A 17,484-nucleotide genomic window follows, 5' to 3' on the forward strand; every position below is an offset into this window, starting at 1 on the left:
AAAAGTATGTTTGCTCCTATTAAAAATTATCCACTTTTTCTCTCACTTTCTTTTTTAGTTTGAAAATAATACGATTGCTATATTCTTTATTTTCTACTAAAATTCGATACATCTCCCACACTCCTATAACACGAACAAAAAGATAAACTCCAATAGCAATAAGTACAACACAGTACGGATAATACTGCACTAATTCTCCTGAAGTGATATGCTTTTCCTCAAACAAAAACGGTATTGCGCCTGCGGCAATAAAACAAAATCCAACAATCATCACTGCGGCATACTTCTTCTTAATAATCGCATATCTTTTTGTCAATTCTTTTAGAAAGTTTTGATCAAATAGTAGTTCTTCTTTTTTCAATACATTGTATCGACTCTCTTCTATCGTTGCAGGCACCATCATTGCTCCAATTCCAAGAACAGCAATGATAATGACAAGGAATGTCGACATTGTTGCATTTTCTTTAAATAGTAAATACGGTATTGTAGATAAAATGAGCAAGCTAAACCCTAACGCTATATATTTTGAAATCTTTTGCCCATACACTATATACCCTTCTGCCATTTCCTGACTTACGTAATAGCCATCCACATTTTCATTACTTTGCTCTGCAGTTTCTTTTAATAAATAGTCGAGTGATACTTCAAATACATTTCCAATCATTATTAACTTTTCAGTTTCAGGAAAACCTTGACCGTTTTCCCATTTACTAACCGCTTGCCTTGTTGTGTTTAATTTTTCAGCTAATGCTTCTTGAGAAAGGCCCTTTTCCTTTCTTAATTTAAAAAGCTTTTCACCAAATCCCATATGTGTGTCCCCCTTTGTTTTCTTACCTAAATTGTATGTAAACATTGCCCTTATCTCTATCTTCCTGCAGTTGCACTTTGTCAACTTACGGTTGCGATTGTGTTATATAGCGGTTTTTCATACGATTTAGCTAGTTTTCTTCTACGATTATGACATTAATCAAACATTTCATTCCAATAACAAATTATAACAATTAAAGGTAATTATTGTTACAAAAAATAAAAACTCCCTTATTCATTTAAAGGAGTTTTCGATATGAAATATTCCAAGAAGGGCTAATTTTCTTTCTCATATTAATTCACAATTTCTTCTATATATTTTTGTATGTTGTGCAACGATTAATAAGCATCCCACACAGTATATGTTGTCATCTCTTTATATAAGGCATATTCATATATATGTAAAATATTACTCCTATTAGCTTCTTTAATAAAAACACTTTTCAATAATCATAACGGCTTCTGCTTAAACTTTTCATAATGTCGTACTTTTAATAGAAGGATATTCCCGCAATCTGTACAAATATAAGCATCCACCGGTGAAGATGTGAACATCGTTTCCTTTTTCCGTATTTGTGCATATCCGACAAACTCACCTTCTCCTATGTTTTGAGAACCACAATTAGAGCATGTCTGCACGGTTTTTTGTTTCATGAGAGCACCACCTTTAATCTGTTTCCACTCCCTTCGACAGCTCACTTCCATTTCCCTTCCAAAAAACCTCTTATTCTCTCACATTTCAACAGGAATCTCAAAACAAAAATCGTATATGTACTATGAAATATATTTATTAACGGAGGAATTTTATGACTACTGTTATGACACTCGATATAGCAACAGAAATTGAAAATGCAGAAATTGATATGCTCTCTTCTAGATTAGAGAGACTACAAACAATAAGCGGAAACCCAATGCAAGTGCACATGAAAAATTTCGGTAGTGCCACTGCCTTTTCATCAAAAATAATTGCCGGTCCTGCTTTTAATACGGTAAAAGGTATTACAAATGCAGATGCGATTGATGCAATTATTTCTTATTATGAATCACTACAAATTCCTTGCCGTTTTGAAATTACACCAGCGCAAGGCACAACTGAACTATTTCAATACTTATCTCAAAAAGGTTTTTACCAATCTAGCTTCCATACTGCTTTGTATAGTATACCGAGAGAGAGTTCATCACTTCTTCCTTCTAATATTACATTACGAAAACTGAAAGAAAATGAATTTGATATTTTTGCAGACATATATGTACGTGGATTTAATATGCCATCCTTTACAAAAGATAGCGTGCGCCAAAATAATGAAATTCTTTACAATGAACCAGGATGGCATTTTTTCATAGCTGAAGTTCAAAATATCCCTGCTGGTATTGGTGTCCTGTATATAAATAAAGGTGTCGCATCATTAGCTGCTTCTGCTACTTTACCAGAATTTCAGCGTAAAGGCTGTCACACTGCATTAATTCAAAAACGAATTAAGACAGCTATTGAATCCAATTGTACTTTAATAGTTGGACAAGCAAGGTTCGGTAGCGGCAGTCAAAATAACATGGAACGTGCCCACATGAAAATTGCTTATACAAAATCAATATGGACCGCAAAAGACATATAATTTACTTTATTTCTCCTTCCGTTATATTTTTAAACATTTTATGACAAATTCTTTTCTATCCTATTAATCATTTGAATATTCAAACTAGATTTGTTACGATATTACTAGATACATCATTCAACTTGCAATATGAAAAGAGAATTCTAATCAAACTACAAGGAGGAGAAATGTATGACTAAACATGATCATGGTTTAAAAGAAAAAGTAGAAGGTGCCATTGATAAGGTAAAAGGTGAAGTAAAAGAAGTTGTTGGGAAAGTAACTGACAATAAGAAATTACAAGCTGAAGGAAAATGGGATAAGGTGAAAGGCACTGCTAAAGATACAGTTGGTAATGTAAAAGAAAAAGTACATGAATATAAAGAACACAAGAAAGAAAAATAAAAAAAGAGCCCATCGGCTCTTTTTTTATTTCCCTTCATTCTTCTCTAACACGTATAAATCTTCTTCGATATTCGTTAATTTCTCACTTACAAGCTTTCTTGCATCTCCAATTGCTTGATTATATGCAAACGGTCCAACTAATTTAATCATTTCTTCTATTAAACGCTCTGCTTGGAAACGTCCAATTTCATCTAAATCTTCTTCCATAAAAAATTGCTGAATTTGTGCTACAAGTTCTTCTTTTTTATCATTTGGTATTTTTATATTCATCATCGTTGTTACTCCTCTATATTTAAGATAGTATCTTCCTTAACTCTACCATAGAAAAACGATTACCAGGACAGCTTTTTGTAACTCCTTCTAACTCTCTATGACCGAGTATATTTTCTTTCTTTATAGCAAATTGCTTCATAAACAGTTTGCATAAAGAATATAATGCATTCACTTGCGGGGGAGTGGGATCGTATTTATCGAAATTTCCCGTCATACATATTCCAATTGTATGACGGTTATGGTCTTTCGCGTGCGCTCCAATATGTAAACCTCGCCCTTCCACTACAGTTCCATCCTTTTCGATAAAATAGTTGTAACCAATTCCGCTCCACCCCCTTACAGTTTGATGAAATTCATGCGTTTTATACACGTCCCATCCATCTTCAGCTGTATGGTGAATAATCAGTTTGTTTACTTTTTCTAAAGGAACTAATTCATCTTGAAATGTTAGATTGACACGTTTAATTTCCATTTGAACTGCCTCCTCTTAAAAATCAATCATTATAATCGTTTTATCATCTGGCCTTATTCTCTTTTCCGCTTCTAGCTCTTCAATAATTGCTATATATTCGTTTATACTATTCTTTCTTATATATGCAACAGTTTGTTCTAATGACCAATCTGGGTGAAATAACCCGTCTGAACAAATAAAAATCCCACTCACTTCATCTGTATGTAATTCACCATGTTGTAAATAATGTATCGCTTCTTTCATTCCATTTGCAACTGAATAACCATTTGGCATATTTGCAAGATAACGATTGTATTTTAACTGTTCTCGAACATCTTGAAAAACATATTCTTCTGGTACAGATAACCCTTTTTTACGATCTTCTTCCCTCTTCTTTTTTGCTCTTTTATTAATTCCTTCAACTGTGTCTTTCGTTAATACTTGCATCGTTCCATTTTGAAAAGTTGCGACAATCATACAGTCCCCAAGCTGCGCATATTCAATTTTCTCACCAACTATTTGGACTGCCGCGATACATGTGCACCACAAATGCTCTTTTTTTCTCGTGTCTACTTCATATTCTAACATTTTGCTTTGCAATACTTCATTTGCTTTGGCAACTGCAAATTGTAAACTATGATTCTCTCGTAATGCAGTAAAATAACTTGCAAATAAATGCGAAGCGATGTATGCTCCATTATGTCCCTTTTCATCACGAAACGGGACAAGTGGTGTTGCACCGTCACATACACCATAAATCTTTTTTTCTTTATTACAAAAATAAGAATCCTCACATTCTTGCTTCAACGGGCTTTTCTGTTGATATGTTTTTATCTTCACAACTGTATCCCCTTTCAAATGATAAAATACTCAAATTCTTTTGATTAATCTAATTTACCTAAATAAACTGTTTTTACCCAAAACTTTCAATATCATATATAATCTTGAAATAATATGAATTTTTCAGTGAAGGACGGGAAAGAAATGGTCAGATTCCTTGGTGTTATTATCGGTTCTATTATTATTGCGGTTGCCTTTAATCTTTTCCTTATCCCCCACAAAATTTTAAGTAGTGGAATTGGCGGAATTGCTATTATTTTAGGGATTGTAACCCCTGTAAACACAGGCATTATTAACTTTGTATTAAACTTACCTATCCTTATTTTAGGGTACATAGGTCTTGGAAAAAAAGTAATTTTTAACACAGTTGTCTCTGTAGTTGTATTATCTGTTGCATTATACTACGTTCCAGTAAAAGTCGTAGCAACAGATCCATTGTTATCTTCTATCTTCGGAGGTGTAATCGCCGGAGCTGGTATTGGTCTTGTTTTTAACTGTAATGGATCCACTGGTGGATTTGATATTATCGGTATGCTTTTATCCCGCAAGCGAGACATTAAACTTGGCGGATTCCTTATTATTTTAAATGCAGTCGTTGTAATAATCGCAGGATTCTTCTTCACCTGGGATGTTGCACTTACAAGCTTACTTTCAATTTATGTAACTGGTAAAGTAATTGATGCTGTTCATACAAAACATCGTAAAGTTACACTTATGATTGTAACAAATGAAGCAGAAAAAATGAAAAAACAACTTCTTTCAACTGTTGTACGTGGAATAACGTTACTTGATGGCGAAGGTGCTTATTCAAGCGAGAAAAAGCGTGTACTTATGACCGTCGTTTCTCGTGAAGAATTAGCAAGTATGAAACTAACAATTTCTGAAATCGACCCGAATGCATTCGTTAATATTACAGAAACTGTAGAAGTGTTAGGACTTTTCAGAAGAAGTTAAAGACTAGGTGGGAATCCACCTAGTCTTTATTTTGCATAAATTCAATTCGGTTTCCAAATGGATCTGACACGTAAAATCGAATTACATCTGGCCGTGCATAATCATCAATCACTTTAACACCTTGCTCTATAAGTGTTTGCTTAAATTCATTAATTTCATTCACATAAAAAGCTGGATGAGCCTTTTTAGCTGGTGTAAAGTTCCGCTCGACACCAATATGAATTTCTTGATTTCCGCATTTAAACCAACATCCACCTCGTTTTTTCAACTCTTCTGGCTTTGGAATTTCTTCCATACCAATCGTATTCCCATAAAAATCACGCGCCTCTTCTTCACACCCTACAGGTGCAGCTACTTGCACGTGATCAATCCCTTGAATATAATTTTTCATTTTCTCTCCCCCTCCTCTACCCTAATGTTATACGGAAAACAACCGTCTGTAACTTACAAAAGGTTTATAAAACAATATAAGCTCCCCTTATTACCCTCCTGCATTCACCTTGCAAAAAATAAAAAAAACAAAATTTATTCTATAACTTCCATTTTTTATAGAAATACACATTACATCTATATTATAGTTATGAATAGACAAATCTTTTTAGATGCTATTTGTACGGAGGAACTATTATGAGTCGTAAAAAATATTCACCAACTCAAAAAAAACGTCATCCGAACATTTCTAGACGTTTGCGAAACCATATACAAGATCGTTCATTAACAGAAATGTACGCATCTCTGTTCGAACACAATCCTGATAGTATTATTTCATTAAATTTAGAAGGAGTTATTCTACATATAAATCCTTCTGCCGAAAGAATATTAGGTTACACTTCTTTAGAATTAGAACAGAAAAATATTACCTCTATTTTAGAAGCCCATATTTCTGAGCAAGTATTACAAAATATAAAGAATACTGAAGCGGATAATCAACAAGAGTATATCTTATCTATTTATCATAAAAATGGATTCTTATTAGATGTTGTGACAAAACTAGTTCCTATTTTTGTTCAAAATCGTCTTACTGGCGTATATGCTATTATGAAGCCGCTTGAAAAATCAGAAAGAATTGAGAATATACTAAAAGAAAGTGAGAAGAGATTGCGTACATTAGTAAACTCCATGCCTGCGTTTGTTATTTTTAAAGATCATGAAGGGCGCTGGCTTGAGGCAAATGACTACGCACTTTCTTGCTTCAATTTCCATCATGTACCTTACCACGGGAAAAAAGATAGCGAACTCATTCAATATAATGAAGCATACCGAGAAGCTTTTTTACATTGTGAAGAAATTGATGAACTAGCATGGCAACAAAGACAAATTCTTCATGGCGAGGAATTTATTATACATAGAGATGATTTCGATCTAATCTTAAGTATATCAAAAGTCCCGCTTTATCATCCTGACGGTTCTCGCAAAGGTCTTATCGTGATGGGGAGAGATGTTACTGAGCTAAAAGAAACTGAAAAGTTATTACGAAAATCTGAGAAGCTCGCAGTAGTCGGACAACTGACAGCTGGAATTGCCCATGAAATTCGAAATCCACTCACTTCTCTAAAAGGTTTTCTAACGTTGCTCCTCCCTGAAATAAATGAGGAGCAAAAATGGTATATCGATGTTATGTTAAGTGAGATTTCACAAATGGAATCCATCACGAGTCAATTTATGGCGATGTCTAAGCCACAAGTATTATCTATCCAAACTTGTAACATACAAACTTTAATTGAAGAGGTAGTTACATTTATTTTACCGACTGCAATTATGCATAGCGTTCATATCATCATGGATCATTTTGATTACGTATATGATATTCAATGTGACGGTAACCAATTAAAACAAGTTTTTATAAACATATTAAAAAATGCGATAGAAGCGATGCCAAATGGCGGAAATATTTTCATCCAAACAAAACCATTAGAGGATAATTTCATCTTAATACGAATTATCGATGAAGGTTGTGGCATTCCAGAAGATCGTATCTCCCGTCTAGGCGAACCTTTTTATAGTTTAAAAGAAAAAGGCACAGGACTAGGATTAATGATGTGTTACAAAATAATTGAAGAACATCATGGTAAATTACACATTTCAAGCGAATTAAATAAAGGTACGATTGTTGATATTGAGCTACCACTTTCTTCATCTCATCTTGCAATCCAGTCTTAAATAAAAAAGAAGCATCTGCTAATCGTTAGCAGATGCTTCTTTTTTTAAAATGCTTTGTCATACCACTCTTTTGCTTTTTCTACTTCACCCATCGTTAATTGATGCCCTCGATTTTCCCAATGCATTGTTACATTCGCATTTGCATTTTCTAATAGTACCTTCAATTCCTCTGACTCTGCTGATGAACAAATTGGGTCATTTGTCCCAGCAGCAATAAACACAGATTTCCCTGCTAAATTTGCTAATTGCATTCCTCTTCTAGGTACCATTGGGTGATGAAGCACAGCACCTTTCAATGCATTTTCGTAATGGAATAATAAGCTTGCTGCGATATTTGCCCCATTCGAATAACCGATAGCTACAATGTTATTTCTATCGAATTTATATTCTTTAGCCGCTTCATCTAAAAATTCATTTAATTCCTTCGTACGGAAAATTAAATCCTCTTCATCAAAAATGCCCTCTGCTAATCGGCGGAAAAAACGCGGCATCCCATTCTCTAACACATTTCCCCTAACGCTTAATACCGACGCTTCCGAATCAACTATTTCTGCAAGTGGTAGTAAATCTAATTCATTACCACCTGTGCCATGAAGTAATAACAGCACTGGTTTTGACGTATCTTTTCCTTTTTGAAAAACATGTTTCATCATAATCCTTTTCCCCCTTCAATCACTTTAATCTAAATTTCTCACTTCAAATGGTAAAAGCGTTTGTTCAATCTGTTTTCTATGTTGTTCATATTGTTCCGGTAACTTTAATTCCTCCCCCATCGTCTCTAACGATTCATCATGAGCGAAACCAGGAGGATCTGTTGCAATTTCAAATAAGATTTCACCATGTTCTCTAAAATAAATCGCGTTAAAATAATTTCGATCTTGTACAGGAGTTACGTGATATCCAAAACGCGACACATACTCTTTCCAGTCTAGCTGATCAGCATCATCACTCGCTCTCCAGGCTATATGATGAACTGTACCAACGCCCATTTGGCCACGACCGATTGTTGATAATTTCAAATCAATAATATTTCCAATGTCAGCAGAAGAACGGAATCGAACAAATTCGCCCTCTTCTCCAATTTTTTCAAGACCCATAATATGTTCTAACAATTCAGCTGTTTTTTGAGGCTGTGCAGATAAAAGAACAGCACCTCCAAACCCTTTAATTGCTACTTCTGGTGTAACTTCTCCAAAACTCCAATTGTTTAATTCGCCTGCTTCTCTTTCAACTAATTCTATATGCAAACCATGCGGATCATCAAATTCTAAATACTGCTCTCCAAAACGAGTCATTTTTGTATACGAAACATCGAATTTTTCTAATCTATTTTCCCAAAACTCCATTGTACCTTTTGGTACAACGTAAGACGTAATTCCTACTTGACCGTCCCCAATAATACCTTGACGAGCACCTGCCCATGGGAAAAACGTAATAATTGTTCCAGGCTTTCCTCCTTCATTTCCAAAATAAAGGTGGTACGTACCTGGATCATCAAAATTCACTGTTTGTTTCACTAAACGTAACCCTAATACACCAGCATAAAAGTCTACATTTTCTTGTGGATGCCCTACAATCGCTGTAATGTGATGGATTCCCATTGTTTTCTTTTCCATTTCTTCCACTCCTTTTTTATTTCATTATAAAAATTCTTTTACATTTAAATTCATTATTCATTTTGTCCATGCTGCAAAGTAAAATCCGTTATAATAATTTTATCTCGAATTCGAGATATTAATTACAAAAATACCTATTGGTGTCTAACCTATCAAATTATCTTGAACTCAAGATAATTTACAAAAAATATTCGTTCGATTTATAACCATAATATTTCTTCATTATGCATGTTATTTATCTCGAACTCGAGATTTATTATAAGTTACTTATTTTTTATTGTCAATAAGTCCTTACTTTCATTTTACATGTAAAAAGAGTAAACGCTATTCATCGTTTACTCTTTTTGCAAATCATTTCTTTTCTTCTTCCAGTACTGCTTCCATCTCATTAAATTCACGATGAACTGCCTTAACGGGTTCTTTCGTTAATAAACTTACAACGATAACAGTTAATAAACTACAGAAGAATCCAGGTACCATTTCATACATAGTCGCTTTTAAACTTGGAATTTGTACCCAAGTGATAACAACTAATGCACCGACAATCATCCCAGCAAGAACGCCCCATTTGTTCGTTCTCTTCCAATATAAACTTAATAAAATTGCTGGTCCAAATGCTGATCCAAATCCTGCCCAAGCATATCCAACAAGCGTTAAAATTGTATTACTCGGATGATACGCTAAAACAACTGCAATCATCGCTACAACTAATACTGACAGCCTACCGATAAATACAAGTTCTTTATCACTTGCATTACGACGGAAAAATGTTTTATAGAAATCTTCCGTTACTGCACTTGAAATAACAAGTAATTGTGAGGAAATACTACTCATAATCGAAGCCAAAATAGCTGATAATAAAAATCCTGTAATATACGGATGGAATAAAATATTTGAGAATGTTACAAAGACCATTTCTGGGTCTTGTAATATCGCATTATTTTTAGCATAATAGGCGATACCAATTAGACCAGTAAGCATTGCACCTATAATTGAAATCGTCATCCAACCGATACCGATTCTACGAGAAGTTTTTAAATCTTTAATAGAGGTAATTGCCATAAAGCGGACAATAATATGTGGTTGACCAAAATATCCAAGGCCCCATGCTAAAAAGGAAATAATCCCTAATACTGTAGTCCCTTTAAACATATCCAAATGCGATGCATCGACTTGCTTAATCGTATTAAATGTTTCTGTTACACCACCGACATCCGTAAAAGCAACAATTGGCACTAATACAAGCGCAATAAACATAATACAACCTTGCACAAAGTCCGTCCAACTTACGGCTAGAAAGCCACCGAATAGTGTATACGCAACAACGACACCCACTGTTACAAATAAACCAATTTTATAATCAAGGTTAAAAGAATTTTCAAACAAACGTCCACCTGAAACTAAACCAGCCGACGCATAAAATGTGAAAAATACTAAAATGACGATAGCGGAGACAAAACGAAGTATTTTCGTACGATCTTTAAACCGATTCTCTAAAAAGTCTGGAATCGTAATTGAATCATTTGCCACTTCTGTATACGTTCGTAAACGCGGGGCAATGATTAAATAGTTTGCATACGCACCTATTAATAAACCTATCGCAATCCATACACTTGATAATCCTGTTGCATACATCGCACCAGGTAATCCCATTAGCATCCAACCACTCATGTCAGAAGCACCAGCTGATAAAGCTGTAACTGCTGGACCGAGTCCCCTCCCGCCTAACATATAATCTGATAAATCGGATGTCTTCTTATAAGACCAATATCCGATATACAACATACCTGCCATATAAATAGCAAGCGAAACCATAATTTCAATCTTCACCAAATCTCTCCCTTAGTCCATAAGCCATTCAAAATTTCGAAAAATGACTTTTTCTATTTTCTTGTTTTCGCTTATGGTTCCCTACCTTAACAAACATTTTTTGTTCTTTCAAGTGAACAGGTGCTTTTTACTACATGTTAAAACCTTTATAAACGCCTTTATCCCAGTGGATTACCCGGTTTTCAAAATAAATTAAAGCAAAAATATTCAGACAATTAAACACCTTATTTTTTAATAAAAATAAGCCATACAAATGTATGACTTTTAATCTATTAAACATAGCTTACTATTTACTAGTAGGAAACAATTCTGAGAGAGGAACTACCCGCCCCATCTCGTCTTTAAATACAATATGCTCTCTCTTTAAATGACGCGGGCTCTTCACTCCCACCGCTGCCGCTAATGAAAATAAACTATATCTCATACTAATAATATAATTCATGACTCGCCACTTCTTCTCATACGGATCTAACGCTTTTTGATAATGCGGATTCGTCGTGGCTACACCAGATGGACATTGGCCAGAATTACATTGAAGGGCCATAATACAGCCGCTTGCCATCATAAATCCGCGGGCTGAACTTACAGCATCCGCCCCAATCGCTAAAGCAATCGCTACTTTATCTGGTGTGATTAATTTACCCGATGCAAATACTTTAAACTTGTTACGAACACCATAATGGTTTGCTGTATCAATAAATGTAAGTAATGCTGGAATAAGCGGCAGTCCCATACAATCTGCCATCGATTTATACGTTGCCCCTGACCCGCCTTCTGAACCGTCTATTGTAATAAAATCTGGATAAATGTTTAGTTCTTTCATTGTTTTTATTAAATCTTCCAAAGGCTTCTGCTGACCAATTACAATTTTCATTCCAACTGGTTTACCGCCGCTTTCTTGCAACTGTTGAATAAAATAAAGTGTATCCGCTGCATTCTTTAAAAATGAAAATCGATTCGGTGAATTAATCGTCTCTCCCTTTCGGACGTTGCGAACAAACGCAATTTTCTCATTTACTTTTTGCCCCTCTAAATGACCACCACGTATTTTAGCACCTTGCCCAAATTTCAATTCGAATGCTCTAATATTACTTTCTTTCACTTTCTCCATGAATTTTCCCATTGAAAAATTACCGTCTTCATCACGGTATCCAAATAACCCTGGACCAATTTGCGCAACGATATTCGCTCCTGTATGTAAATGTTCTGGAATAACGCCACCTTCACCCGTATTAATCCACGATCCGCCTGCCATTTTTGCTCCAAGACCACTCGCTAAAATATAATTTTCTCCAATCGCACCATAAGAAGTCGCAGATGCACCAAACATGCCATGTAGCTTCCACGGATATTTACGGTTCTCACCGACTATAATTGCATCATCTTCTTCGTACAGCCAAAGATTCGTTGTATCCGCTGTCAATTTTTCTCTTCTTGAAAATAACCCTTCTTTATGAATCACGTACTTTTTACCTTCTCGCTCTTGCGTGAGATTCACACTTAATTCCTCCGTTAATATCGGAAATAATGTATTAGCAATATAATATCCAGAAGCTTCAAAATCTCGTTTTGATCCAAAACCAAGTATTTCAGAGCGATATTTCGCTAAAAACATAACACTTTGAAAATCATAACGTGAGAAAGGCTTTCCATCCGTATCATGATCAAACCAATATTGTCGAAATTCAGGCCCTATCTTTTCCAGTAAGTAGCGCATTCTTCCTAAGTACGGATGTAATTTTAAAATAGAATGATGTGTTCGTTTTTTTATAAAAAATGTAATGATAAAAAAGACGATTAAAAGCAACATTAAAAATAGTAATATACTAATAATAACGAGTAGCGTTTCACTCATCCCGCTTCCCCCTATGAAATTCCATAATAAAAGGAGAACACTAAATGTGTTCTCCTTTTATCTTTATTCATACTAACGTAGCAAGATGCTCTTTCGCGTCATATTCAACTAAACTTTCAGCGTGTTTAATTCGATGAACAAAGTCTGGATTAGCAATTAACGGTCTTCCGAATGCCGCTACATCAATCGTTCCTTTTTGCAACACTTCTTCGGCCTCTTTCGGATTTAAATTACCAACCCCAACAATCGTACCATCCCAATATTTTCTTACTAGTTGATGAAAATTCTTTCCGTCAGCAATCTCTTGGGTATAATTCATCGTTGAAGGATGGATCATCGTTAACCCAACCTCTTTAAACATATTTATGAACGTTTCAATTGCAAACTCAGGGTTTTCCCACATATAAGTAGGATTATCACCTTTGAAAGCAGAGAAACGAAGAAGTGTTTTATTAGCTCCAACAGCTTCTATTACAGCTGCCGTTACTTCTTTCATAAACGTTAACCTTTGTTTTAAATCACCGCCATATTTATCTGTTCGCTTATTCGCAAACTCATACGTAAATTGATCGATTAAATATCCGTGTGCACCGTGAATTTCTACTCCATCAAATCCAGCTTCGATCGCATTTTTCGCAGCTTGTGCGTATTGATCGATCACTTCTTGTATTTCTTCTAACGTCATTGCTTCTGGCATATCAAACGGTTTACGAAAGCGTGGAACATTTCCCTCTGCAGCGATAGCCGACGGCGCTTGTGGCATTTGACCACCAATTATTTCATGATGACTCATACGCCCAACATGCCATATTTGAGCAATAATCGTCCCGCCTTCTTTATGTACTGCCTCTGTAACAGGTTTCCAAGAATCGATTTGTTCTTGTGTATAAATACCTGGTACTCCTGGGTTTCCTTTTGCTCTCGGACTAATGACAATTCCTTCTGTAATAATTAGTCCAATTCCATCCGCAGCACGTTTTCTGTAGTACTCCACTACATCCGCACCAACTACTCCAGTCTCATTATCTGCAAAGCATCTTGTCATCGGTGCCATCGCTATACGATTACGAAGAGACCAAGCTCCAACTTGAATTGGATCAAACAACTTTGTTTCTTCAACGTTTTCAAAAAATCCCCCAGCATTTACATTTGTTCCTTCATAAATACTCGCTGCTTTATTACTTGAACTTGTCATTTTTCTTCCCCCTAAAAAATCTTACTATAATCGCATCATACTTACTTTTAGATAGTAACGTCAATTTTTACGACTTTAAAATAAAAAATTCGAATATTCAAAAAACAAAACGCTATAAATAATATTAAAAAGGTTTCCTTAGGAGGAAACCTTTTTTGTTGACCATATATGGCTGTCAATTCGTTTATCTCTTTAATAAAAAAGCACCTTATCAATAGAAATGAAAATGGTTCAGTATTCTTCTAAAAATAATAACTTATATACCTAAAACAATGAAAGCCCTACCTCTCTTTCATCCTTACGGCTCCTCGTCCGTGCCAGTGTGAATCAGGATTGCAAAAATCAAGTAACTATTTTATCGAAGTATTCAATTAAACTTCGAACATTCATAAATGAAATTAAAAAATAAAAATGGATTTGATTGTAGTAATAACAATAGAGGTAATGCTCTAAAAGTGGTTTGAAAGAGTTGAATGTCTTTGAAATGATAAATTTTCTATAATTATGTTCCCAAAAAATTCAAGATCTTTTTTGGGATATAATACATTATTTGTAATGAACCTTAACAAAAGCTTTTTATCTGATTTTCTGTGATACCTTCAATTAATCCCAGTTCACTAATCAAAAATTCATATGCGTTATCTAACATCTTCTTTTCGCTTGCATTAAGTGCTTTTTCTTTCTGTATACGCATTAAATCACGCACAACTTCAGCACCTTCTTGCATTTTACCCGTCTTTATTTTATCAGTGTTCAATTTATACCTTTGTTTCCACGTAAGTAATCTATCTGATTCCCCATGTTGAAAAATATCCATTATGTGTGCTAATGCGGTTATATCCGTAACTGGACGTATATTCGAATTCAATATTCTCCCTGCTGGAATCATTAGTTCCATATTACTAGCCGACATTTTTATAACATAATACTGTTGTTTTTCTCCTGAGATTTCCTTCTCTTCTATGGCTTTAATTATACCTGCTCCCTGCATTGGATAAACAATGTTATCGCCAATTTGAAACAAATAATCCACCTCCATATATGGTAACCTTCTCAAGCTTAACATACTTTTAGTTTTTTAGCAAAATTTTTATTTTATCATAAAATTATTTTACACGTCAACACTTCAGAAGCAAGAAATTAAATTTACACAATAAACTATAAAAATCGCAATTCCATTAACGGTTCCACACACATTCATTCTCTTTTAATACAAAAACACATCACTACATTTAAGTAGTGATGTGTTTTTGTTAAGGCATAAATAAAGATCTACTTTTCCGTCTATATACTAACTTGCTTACTAACCGTTTCCCTCGCTAAAAGAAAACTCATAATCACTTGCGCTGCTACTCTACTCGTCATATCTCTGAAATCAAGAGTTGGATCAATCTCTACTATATCCATCCCTTGAACGAGCGGTTCTTTACCAAGGAATTCAATCGCATCTAGTAAAGTCGTACTATCCATTCCACCAGGCCCAATTGCTGGACAACCTGGTGCAAACGCTTGGTCTAGCACATCCATATCAAGAGAAATATAAATAGAAGTCACACCTTGATTTCTTAATAATTCAATACTTTCCGTGATAATATCTTTTATTTCTCGCTCTCGTACGTCTTTCATTGTATACACTGTTACACCATGCTCTATTGCATATTCATGGTACGCACGTGCATTAGAAAAATTACGAATTCCAATTTGAACAAGTTGTTTCCCTGTAATGACATCATTTTCTAGTAAACTACGGAATGGTGTACCATTTGACGGGCCTCCATCATCTAAATTACGTAAATCATGATGAGCATCAAATTGAATAATCCCGACCTTTCCTTTACTGTTTGCAAAGCCTGTTATACTCGGAAAACTAATCGAGTGGTCACCACCAAGAACGATTGGTATCATGTTCGGATTTACTTTCGTTACATGACCAACTGTTTTCGCAATTCGGTTATGACTTTCTTTTATATCCGTCACATGCATCGTAATATCGCCGCAATCATATAAGACACTTTCTTTCATATCGTGTTCTTCTGTAATTGCATATGTGCTGTATGCATCTAACATCGCACGAATTGTCTTTGGAGCAAAACTCGCTCCTGAATGACTAATAGATGGTTTAGAAAGGGGTGCTCCAATTAAGGCAGCACCGAATATTTCTACACCTTCCTCCCAATCTTTAATCATCTCACTCCATTTTGTCACTTCACGATCAATAAACTTTGCGTTTTTCTTTAAATAGTGGCCGTGCTCCACGATTGTTCACCTCTTGTATATGCAATATTACCATTCTTCCATACTGTATTCACATGACTTACGCCGTAATGATACGGTACGTAAGCATAATTGTAAGCATCCCATAAAACTAAATCTGCCTTACGACCAACTCTAATTTTCCCAGCTACATCACCACGGTTAATGGCATATGATGAGTTAACCGTTACGGCATTCCAAACTTCTTCTGGTGTCATTTTCAGTTTTAGCATCGCAATGCTCATAATAAGCTGAATATTTTCAGTTGGACAGCTACCTGGGTTAAAGTCTGTAGCTAACGCAACTGCAACACCTTCATCAATCATTTTACGACCACGAGCAAAGCTTTCTTTATTTAAATAGAAAGTTGTTCCTGGTAATAATGTTGCTACTGTATTCGAGTTTGCAAGCATTTCAATCCCTTTATCAGAAGCGCCAACTAGATGGTCTGCTGATGCTGCACCGATTTCTGCCGCTGCTTCCGCACCACCAAGAGGGTCGATTTCATCTGCATGAATTTTCACATCAAAGCCAAGCTCTTTCGCTTTTAATAAAAATTCTTTTGATTCTTCTACTGAGAACACACCTGTTTCACAGAAAATATCAACGAATTCCGCCAATTGTTTCTCTTTCATTTCTGGTAATAGGTCTAACATCCATTGTAAAAATTCTTTCGATCTACCTTTATATTCTTTCGGAACTGCATGAGCACCTAAAAATGTGGAAACTAAATCGATTGAATGCTCTTTTTGTAATTGTGCAGTTGCCTCTAATTGTTTCCATTCCGTCTCATCATCTAATCCGTAACCACTCTTCGCTTCTACAGTTGTAACGCCGAAAGATAGCATACGGTCTAAATGGAATTTCGCTTTTTGAACAAGTTCTTCTTTCGACGCCTGTTTCGTTGCATTTACAGTTGAAAGAATACCTCCGCCTTGTTCTAAAATTTCTAAGTACGGAACTCCTTGTAATTTTAGCGCAATTTCATTTTCACGAGATCCACCAAATACAAGATGGGTATGCGGATCAACAAGACCAGGAGAAACCATTTTCCCCCCGCAATCAATAACTTCTTTCGCTTGTAATCCTTTCGCTTCTTCCGCTGTTCCAACGAAAGTGATTACACCATTTTCAATTCCAACCGCACCGTTTTCGATAACAGGAAGCGTGTTCATCGCTTCTCGTCTTAACAAGCCATCTTCTTGATCCATTGTTAGTAATTGACCGATATTTATTAGTAAAGTGTCCAGCAT

18 protein-coding genes and 1 pseudogene are annotated in these 17,484 nt (G+C 35.2%); 4 read left to right on the forward strand and 15 right to left on the reverse strand.

Features of this window, described 5'->3' with window-relative positions:
- Nucleotides 1-19: 19 nt before the first annotated feature.
- The 3 genes and pseudogenes from ACUN13_RS25145 to ACUN13_RS25155 all read right to left on the reverse strand — a co-directional run bounded on the left by ACUN13_RS25145 (nucleotide 20) and on the right by ACUN13_RS25155 (nucleotide 1,461).
- Nucleotides 20-808 (reverse strand): helix-turn-helix domain-containing protein, encoded by a 789-nt coding sequence (locus ACUN13_RS25145; protein WP_000505616.1) that lies wholly within the window; start codon nucleotides 806-808, stop codon nucleotides 20-22.
- A 341-nt stretch (nucleotides 809-1,149) separates the two neighbouring features.
- A pseudogene (locus ACUN13_RS25150) lies at nucleotides 1,150-1,254 on the reverse strand (GNAT family N-acetyltransferase); the annotation flags it as partial.
- Nucleotides 1,255-1,257: 3 nt separating this feature from the next.
- Complete coding sequence (locus tag ACUN13_RS25155) at nucleotides 1,258-1,461, reverse strand: hypothetical protein (RefSeq protein WP_000810948.1); 204 nt, start codon at nucleotides 1,459-1,461, stop codon at nucleotides 1,258-1,260.
- A gap of 152 nt (nucleotides 1,462-1,613) precedes the next feature.
- On the opposite strand from ACUN13_RS25155, the gene ACUN13_RS25160 reads away from it, so the two are divergent.
- Both ACUN13_RS25160 and ACUN13_RS25165 read left to right on the forward strand, forming a co-directional pair.
- Complete coding sequence (locus tag ACUN13_RS25160; RefSeq protein WP_025687652.1) at nucleotides 1,614-2,420, forward strand: GNAT family N-acetyltransferase; 807 nt, start codon at nucleotides 1,614-1,616, stop codon at nucleotides 2,418-2,420.
- A gap of 171 nt (nucleotides 2,421-2,591) precedes the next feature.
- Nucleotides 2,592-2,804 carry a CsbD family protein gene (locus tag ACUN13_RS25165; protein WP_000160410.1) on the forward strand — a complete coding sequence of 71 codons (213 nt, stop codon included), beginning with the start codon at nucleotides 2,592-2,594 and terminating at the stop codon, nucleotides 2,802-2,804.
- Nucleotides 2,805-2,828: 24 nt separating this feature from the next.
- Here the strand turns inward: ACUN13_RS25165 and ACUN13_RS25170 are convergent, their stop codons facing one another.
- Genes ACUN13_RS25170 through ACUN13_RS25180 form a run of 3 tightly spaced genes read right to left on the reverse strand, consistent with a single transcriptional unit; the run spans nucleotide 2,829 to nucleotide 4,386 of the window.
- A complete protein-coding gene (locus ACUN13_RS25170; RefSeq protein ID WP_000981064.1) occupies nucleotides 2,829-3,077 on the reverse strand; it encodes a DUF2164 domain-containing protein in 249 nt (82 codons plus the stop codon).
- Between the two features lie 19 nt (nucleotides 3,078-3,096).
- Nucleotides 3,097-3,549, reverse strand: coding sequence for a peptidoglycan recognition protein family protein (locus ACUN13_RS25175; protein WP_000404001.1), 453 nt, complete (start codon nucleotides 3,547-3,549; stop codon nucleotides 3,097-3,099).
- A gap of 15 nt (nucleotides 3,550-3,564) precedes the next feature.
- On the reverse strand, nucleotides 3,565-4,386 hold the full coding sequence (locus ACUN13_RS25180) for a protein phosphatase 2C domain-containing protein (RefSeq protein ID WP_445424009.1): 822 nt from the start codon (nucleotides 4,384-4,386) through the stop codon (nucleotides 3,565-3,567).
- Nucleotides 4,387-4,512: 126 nt separating this feature from the next.
- Here ACUN13_RS25180 and ACUN13_RS25185 point away from each other — a divergent pair, with 126 nt between their 5' ends.
- Nucleotides 4,513-5,322 (forward strand): YitT family protein, encoded by an 810-nt coding sequence (locus ACUN13_RS25185; protein WP_000251344.1) that lies wholly within the window; start codon nucleotides 4,513-4,515, stop codon nucleotides 5,320-5,322.
- A gap of 19 nt (nucleotides 5,323-5,341) precedes the next feature.
- On the opposite strand, the gene ACUN13_RS25190 is transcribed toward ACUN13_RS25185, so the two are convergent.
- A complete protein-coding gene (locus ACUN13_RS25190) occupies nucleotides 5,342-5,713 on the reverse strand; it encodes a VOC family protein (protein ID WP_000800772.1) in 372 nt (123 codons plus the stop codon).
- Between the two features lie 236 nt (nucleotides 5,714-5,949).
- Here ACUN13_RS25190 and ACUN13_RS25195 point away from each other — a divergent pair, with 236 nt between their 5' ends.
- Complete coding sequence (locus ACUN13_RS25195) at nucleotides 5,950-7,482, forward strand: BA3702 family sensor histidine kinase (protein ID WP_000087648.1); 1,533 nt, start codon at nucleotides 5,950-5,952, stop codon at nucleotides 7,480-7,482.
- A 44-nt stretch (nucleotides 7,483-7,526) separates the two neighbouring features.
- Here ACUN13_RS25195 and ACUN13_RS25200 read toward each other — a convergent pair whose 3' ends face one another.
- The 8 genes from ACUN13_RS25200 to hutI form a co-directional block, all read right to left on the reverse strand.
- Nucleotides 7,527-8,135 (reverse strand): alpha/beta hydrolase, encoded by a 609-nt coding sequence (locus ACUN13_RS25200; RefSeq protein WP_000975492.1) that lies wholly within the window; start codon nucleotides 8,133-8,135, stop codon nucleotides 7,527-7,529.
- A 24-nt stretch (nucleotides 8,136-8,159) separates the two neighbouring features.
- Nucleotides 8,160-9,098 carry a ring-cleaving dioxygenase gene (locus tag ACUN13_RS25205; RefSeq protein WP_000412739.1) on the reverse strand — a complete coding sequence of 313 codons (939 nt, stop codon included), beginning with the start codon at nucleotides 9,096-9,098 and terminating at the stop codon, nucleotides 8,160-8,162.
- 351 nt (nucleotides 9,099-9,449) lie between these two features.
- Complete coding sequence (gene putP, locus ACUN13_RS25210; RefSeq protein ID WP_409531790.1) at nucleotides 9,450-10,928, reverse strand: sodium/proline symporter PutP; 1,479 nt, start codon at nucleotides 10,926-10,928, stop codon at nucleotides 9,450-9,452.
- Nucleotides 10,929-11,214: 286 nt separating this feature from the next.
- Nucleotides 11,215-12,783, reverse strand: a complete 1,569-nt coding sequence (locus ACUN13_RS25215) for an FMN-binding glutamate synthase family protein (protein WP_000005169.1) — start codon at nucleotides 12,781-12,783, stop codon at nucleotides 11,215-11,217.
- Between the two features lie 67 nt (nucleotides 12,784-12,850).
- On the reverse strand, nucleotides 12,851-13,978 hold the full coding sequence (locus ACUN13_RS25220) for an alkene reductase (protein WP_445424010.1): 1,128 nt from the start codon (nucleotides 13,976-13,978) through the stop codon (nucleotides 12,851-12,853).
- Between the two features lie 562 nt (nucleotides 13,979-14,540).
- Complete coding sequence (locus tag ACUN13_RS25225; RefSeq protein WP_170317877.1) at nucleotides 14,541-15,002, reverse strand: CarD family transcriptional regulator; 462 nt, start codon at nucleotides 15,000-15,002, stop codon at nucleotides 14,541-14,543.
- 260 nt (nucleotides 15,003-15,262) lie between these two features.
- Nucleotides 15,263-16,234: a formimidoylglutamase gene (gene hutG / locus ACUN13_RS25230; protein ID WP_000399838.1), complete on the reverse strand. Its 972-nt coding sequence runs from the start codon at nucleotides 16,232-16,234 to the stop codon at nucleotides 15,263-15,265.
- Nucleotides 16,213-17,484 (reverse strand): imidazolonepropionase, encoded by a 1,272-nt coding sequence (gene hutI, locus ACUN13_RS25235; RefSeq protein WP_000887531.1) that lies wholly within the window; start codon nucleotides 17,482-17,484, stop codon nucleotides 16,213-16,215. The genes hutG and hutI overlap by 22 nt, the downstream gene beginning before the upstream one ends.

It is taken from the genome of Bacillus cereus group sp. Bce041 (assembly GCF_052646455.1).

Coding starts and splice junctions, on each gene's coding strand:
- ACUN13_RS25215 (WP_000005169.1), bottom strand. CDS start 12,783: ATGAGTGAAACGCTACTCGTTATTATTAGTATATTACTATTTTTAATG.
- ACUN13_RS25175 (WP_000404001.1), bottom strand. CDS start 3,549: ATGGAAATTAAACGTGTCAATCTAACATTTCAAGATGAATTAGTTCCT.
- hutI (WP_000887531.1), bottom strand. CDS start 17,484: ATGCTGGACACTTTACTAATAAATATCGGTCAATTACTAACAATGGAT.
- ACUN13_RS25185 (WP_000251344.1), top strand. CDS start 4,513: ATGGTCAGATTCCTTGGTGTTATTATCGGTTCTATTATTATTGCGGTT.
- ACUN13_RS25170 (WP_000981064.1), bottom strand. CDS start 3,077: ATGATGAATATAAAAATACCAAATGATAAAAAAGAAGAACTTGTAGCA.
- ACUN13_RS25200 (WP_000975492.1), bottom strand. CDS start 8,135: ATGATGAAACATGTTTTTCAAAAAGGAAAAGATACGTCAAAACCAGTG.
- ACUN13_RS25165 (WP_000160410.1), top strand. CDS start 2,592: ATGACTAAACATGATCATGGTTTAAAAGAAAAAGTAGAAGGTGCCATT.
- ACUN13_RS25155 (WP_000810948.1), bottom strand. CDS start 1,461: ATGAAACAAAAAACCGTGCAGACATGCTCTAATTGTGGTTCTCAAAAC.
- ACUN13_RS25160 (WP_025687652.1), top strand. CDS start 1,614: ATGACTACTGTTATGACACTCGATATAGCAACAGAAATTGAAAATGCA.
- ACUN13_RS25205 (WP_000412739.1), bottom strand. CDS start 9,098: ATGGAAAAGAAAACAATGGGAATCCATCACATTACAGCGATTGTAGGG.
- ACUN13_RS25190 (WP_000800772.1), bottom strand. CDS start 5,713: ATGAAAAATTATATTCAAGGGATTGATCACGTGCAAGTAGCTGCACCT.
- ACUN13_RS25145 (WP_000505616.1), bottom strand. CDS start 808: ATGGGATTTGGTGAAAAGCTTTTTAAATTAAGAAAGGAAAAGGGCCTT.
- ACUN13_RS25195 (WP_000087648.1), top strand. CDS start 5,950: ATGAGTCGTAAAAAATATTCACCAACTCAAAAAAAACGTCATCCGAAC.
- ACUN13_RS25220 (WP_445424010.1), bottom strand. CDS start 13,978: ATGACAAGTTCAAGTAATAAAGCAGCGAGTATTTATGAAGGAACAAAT.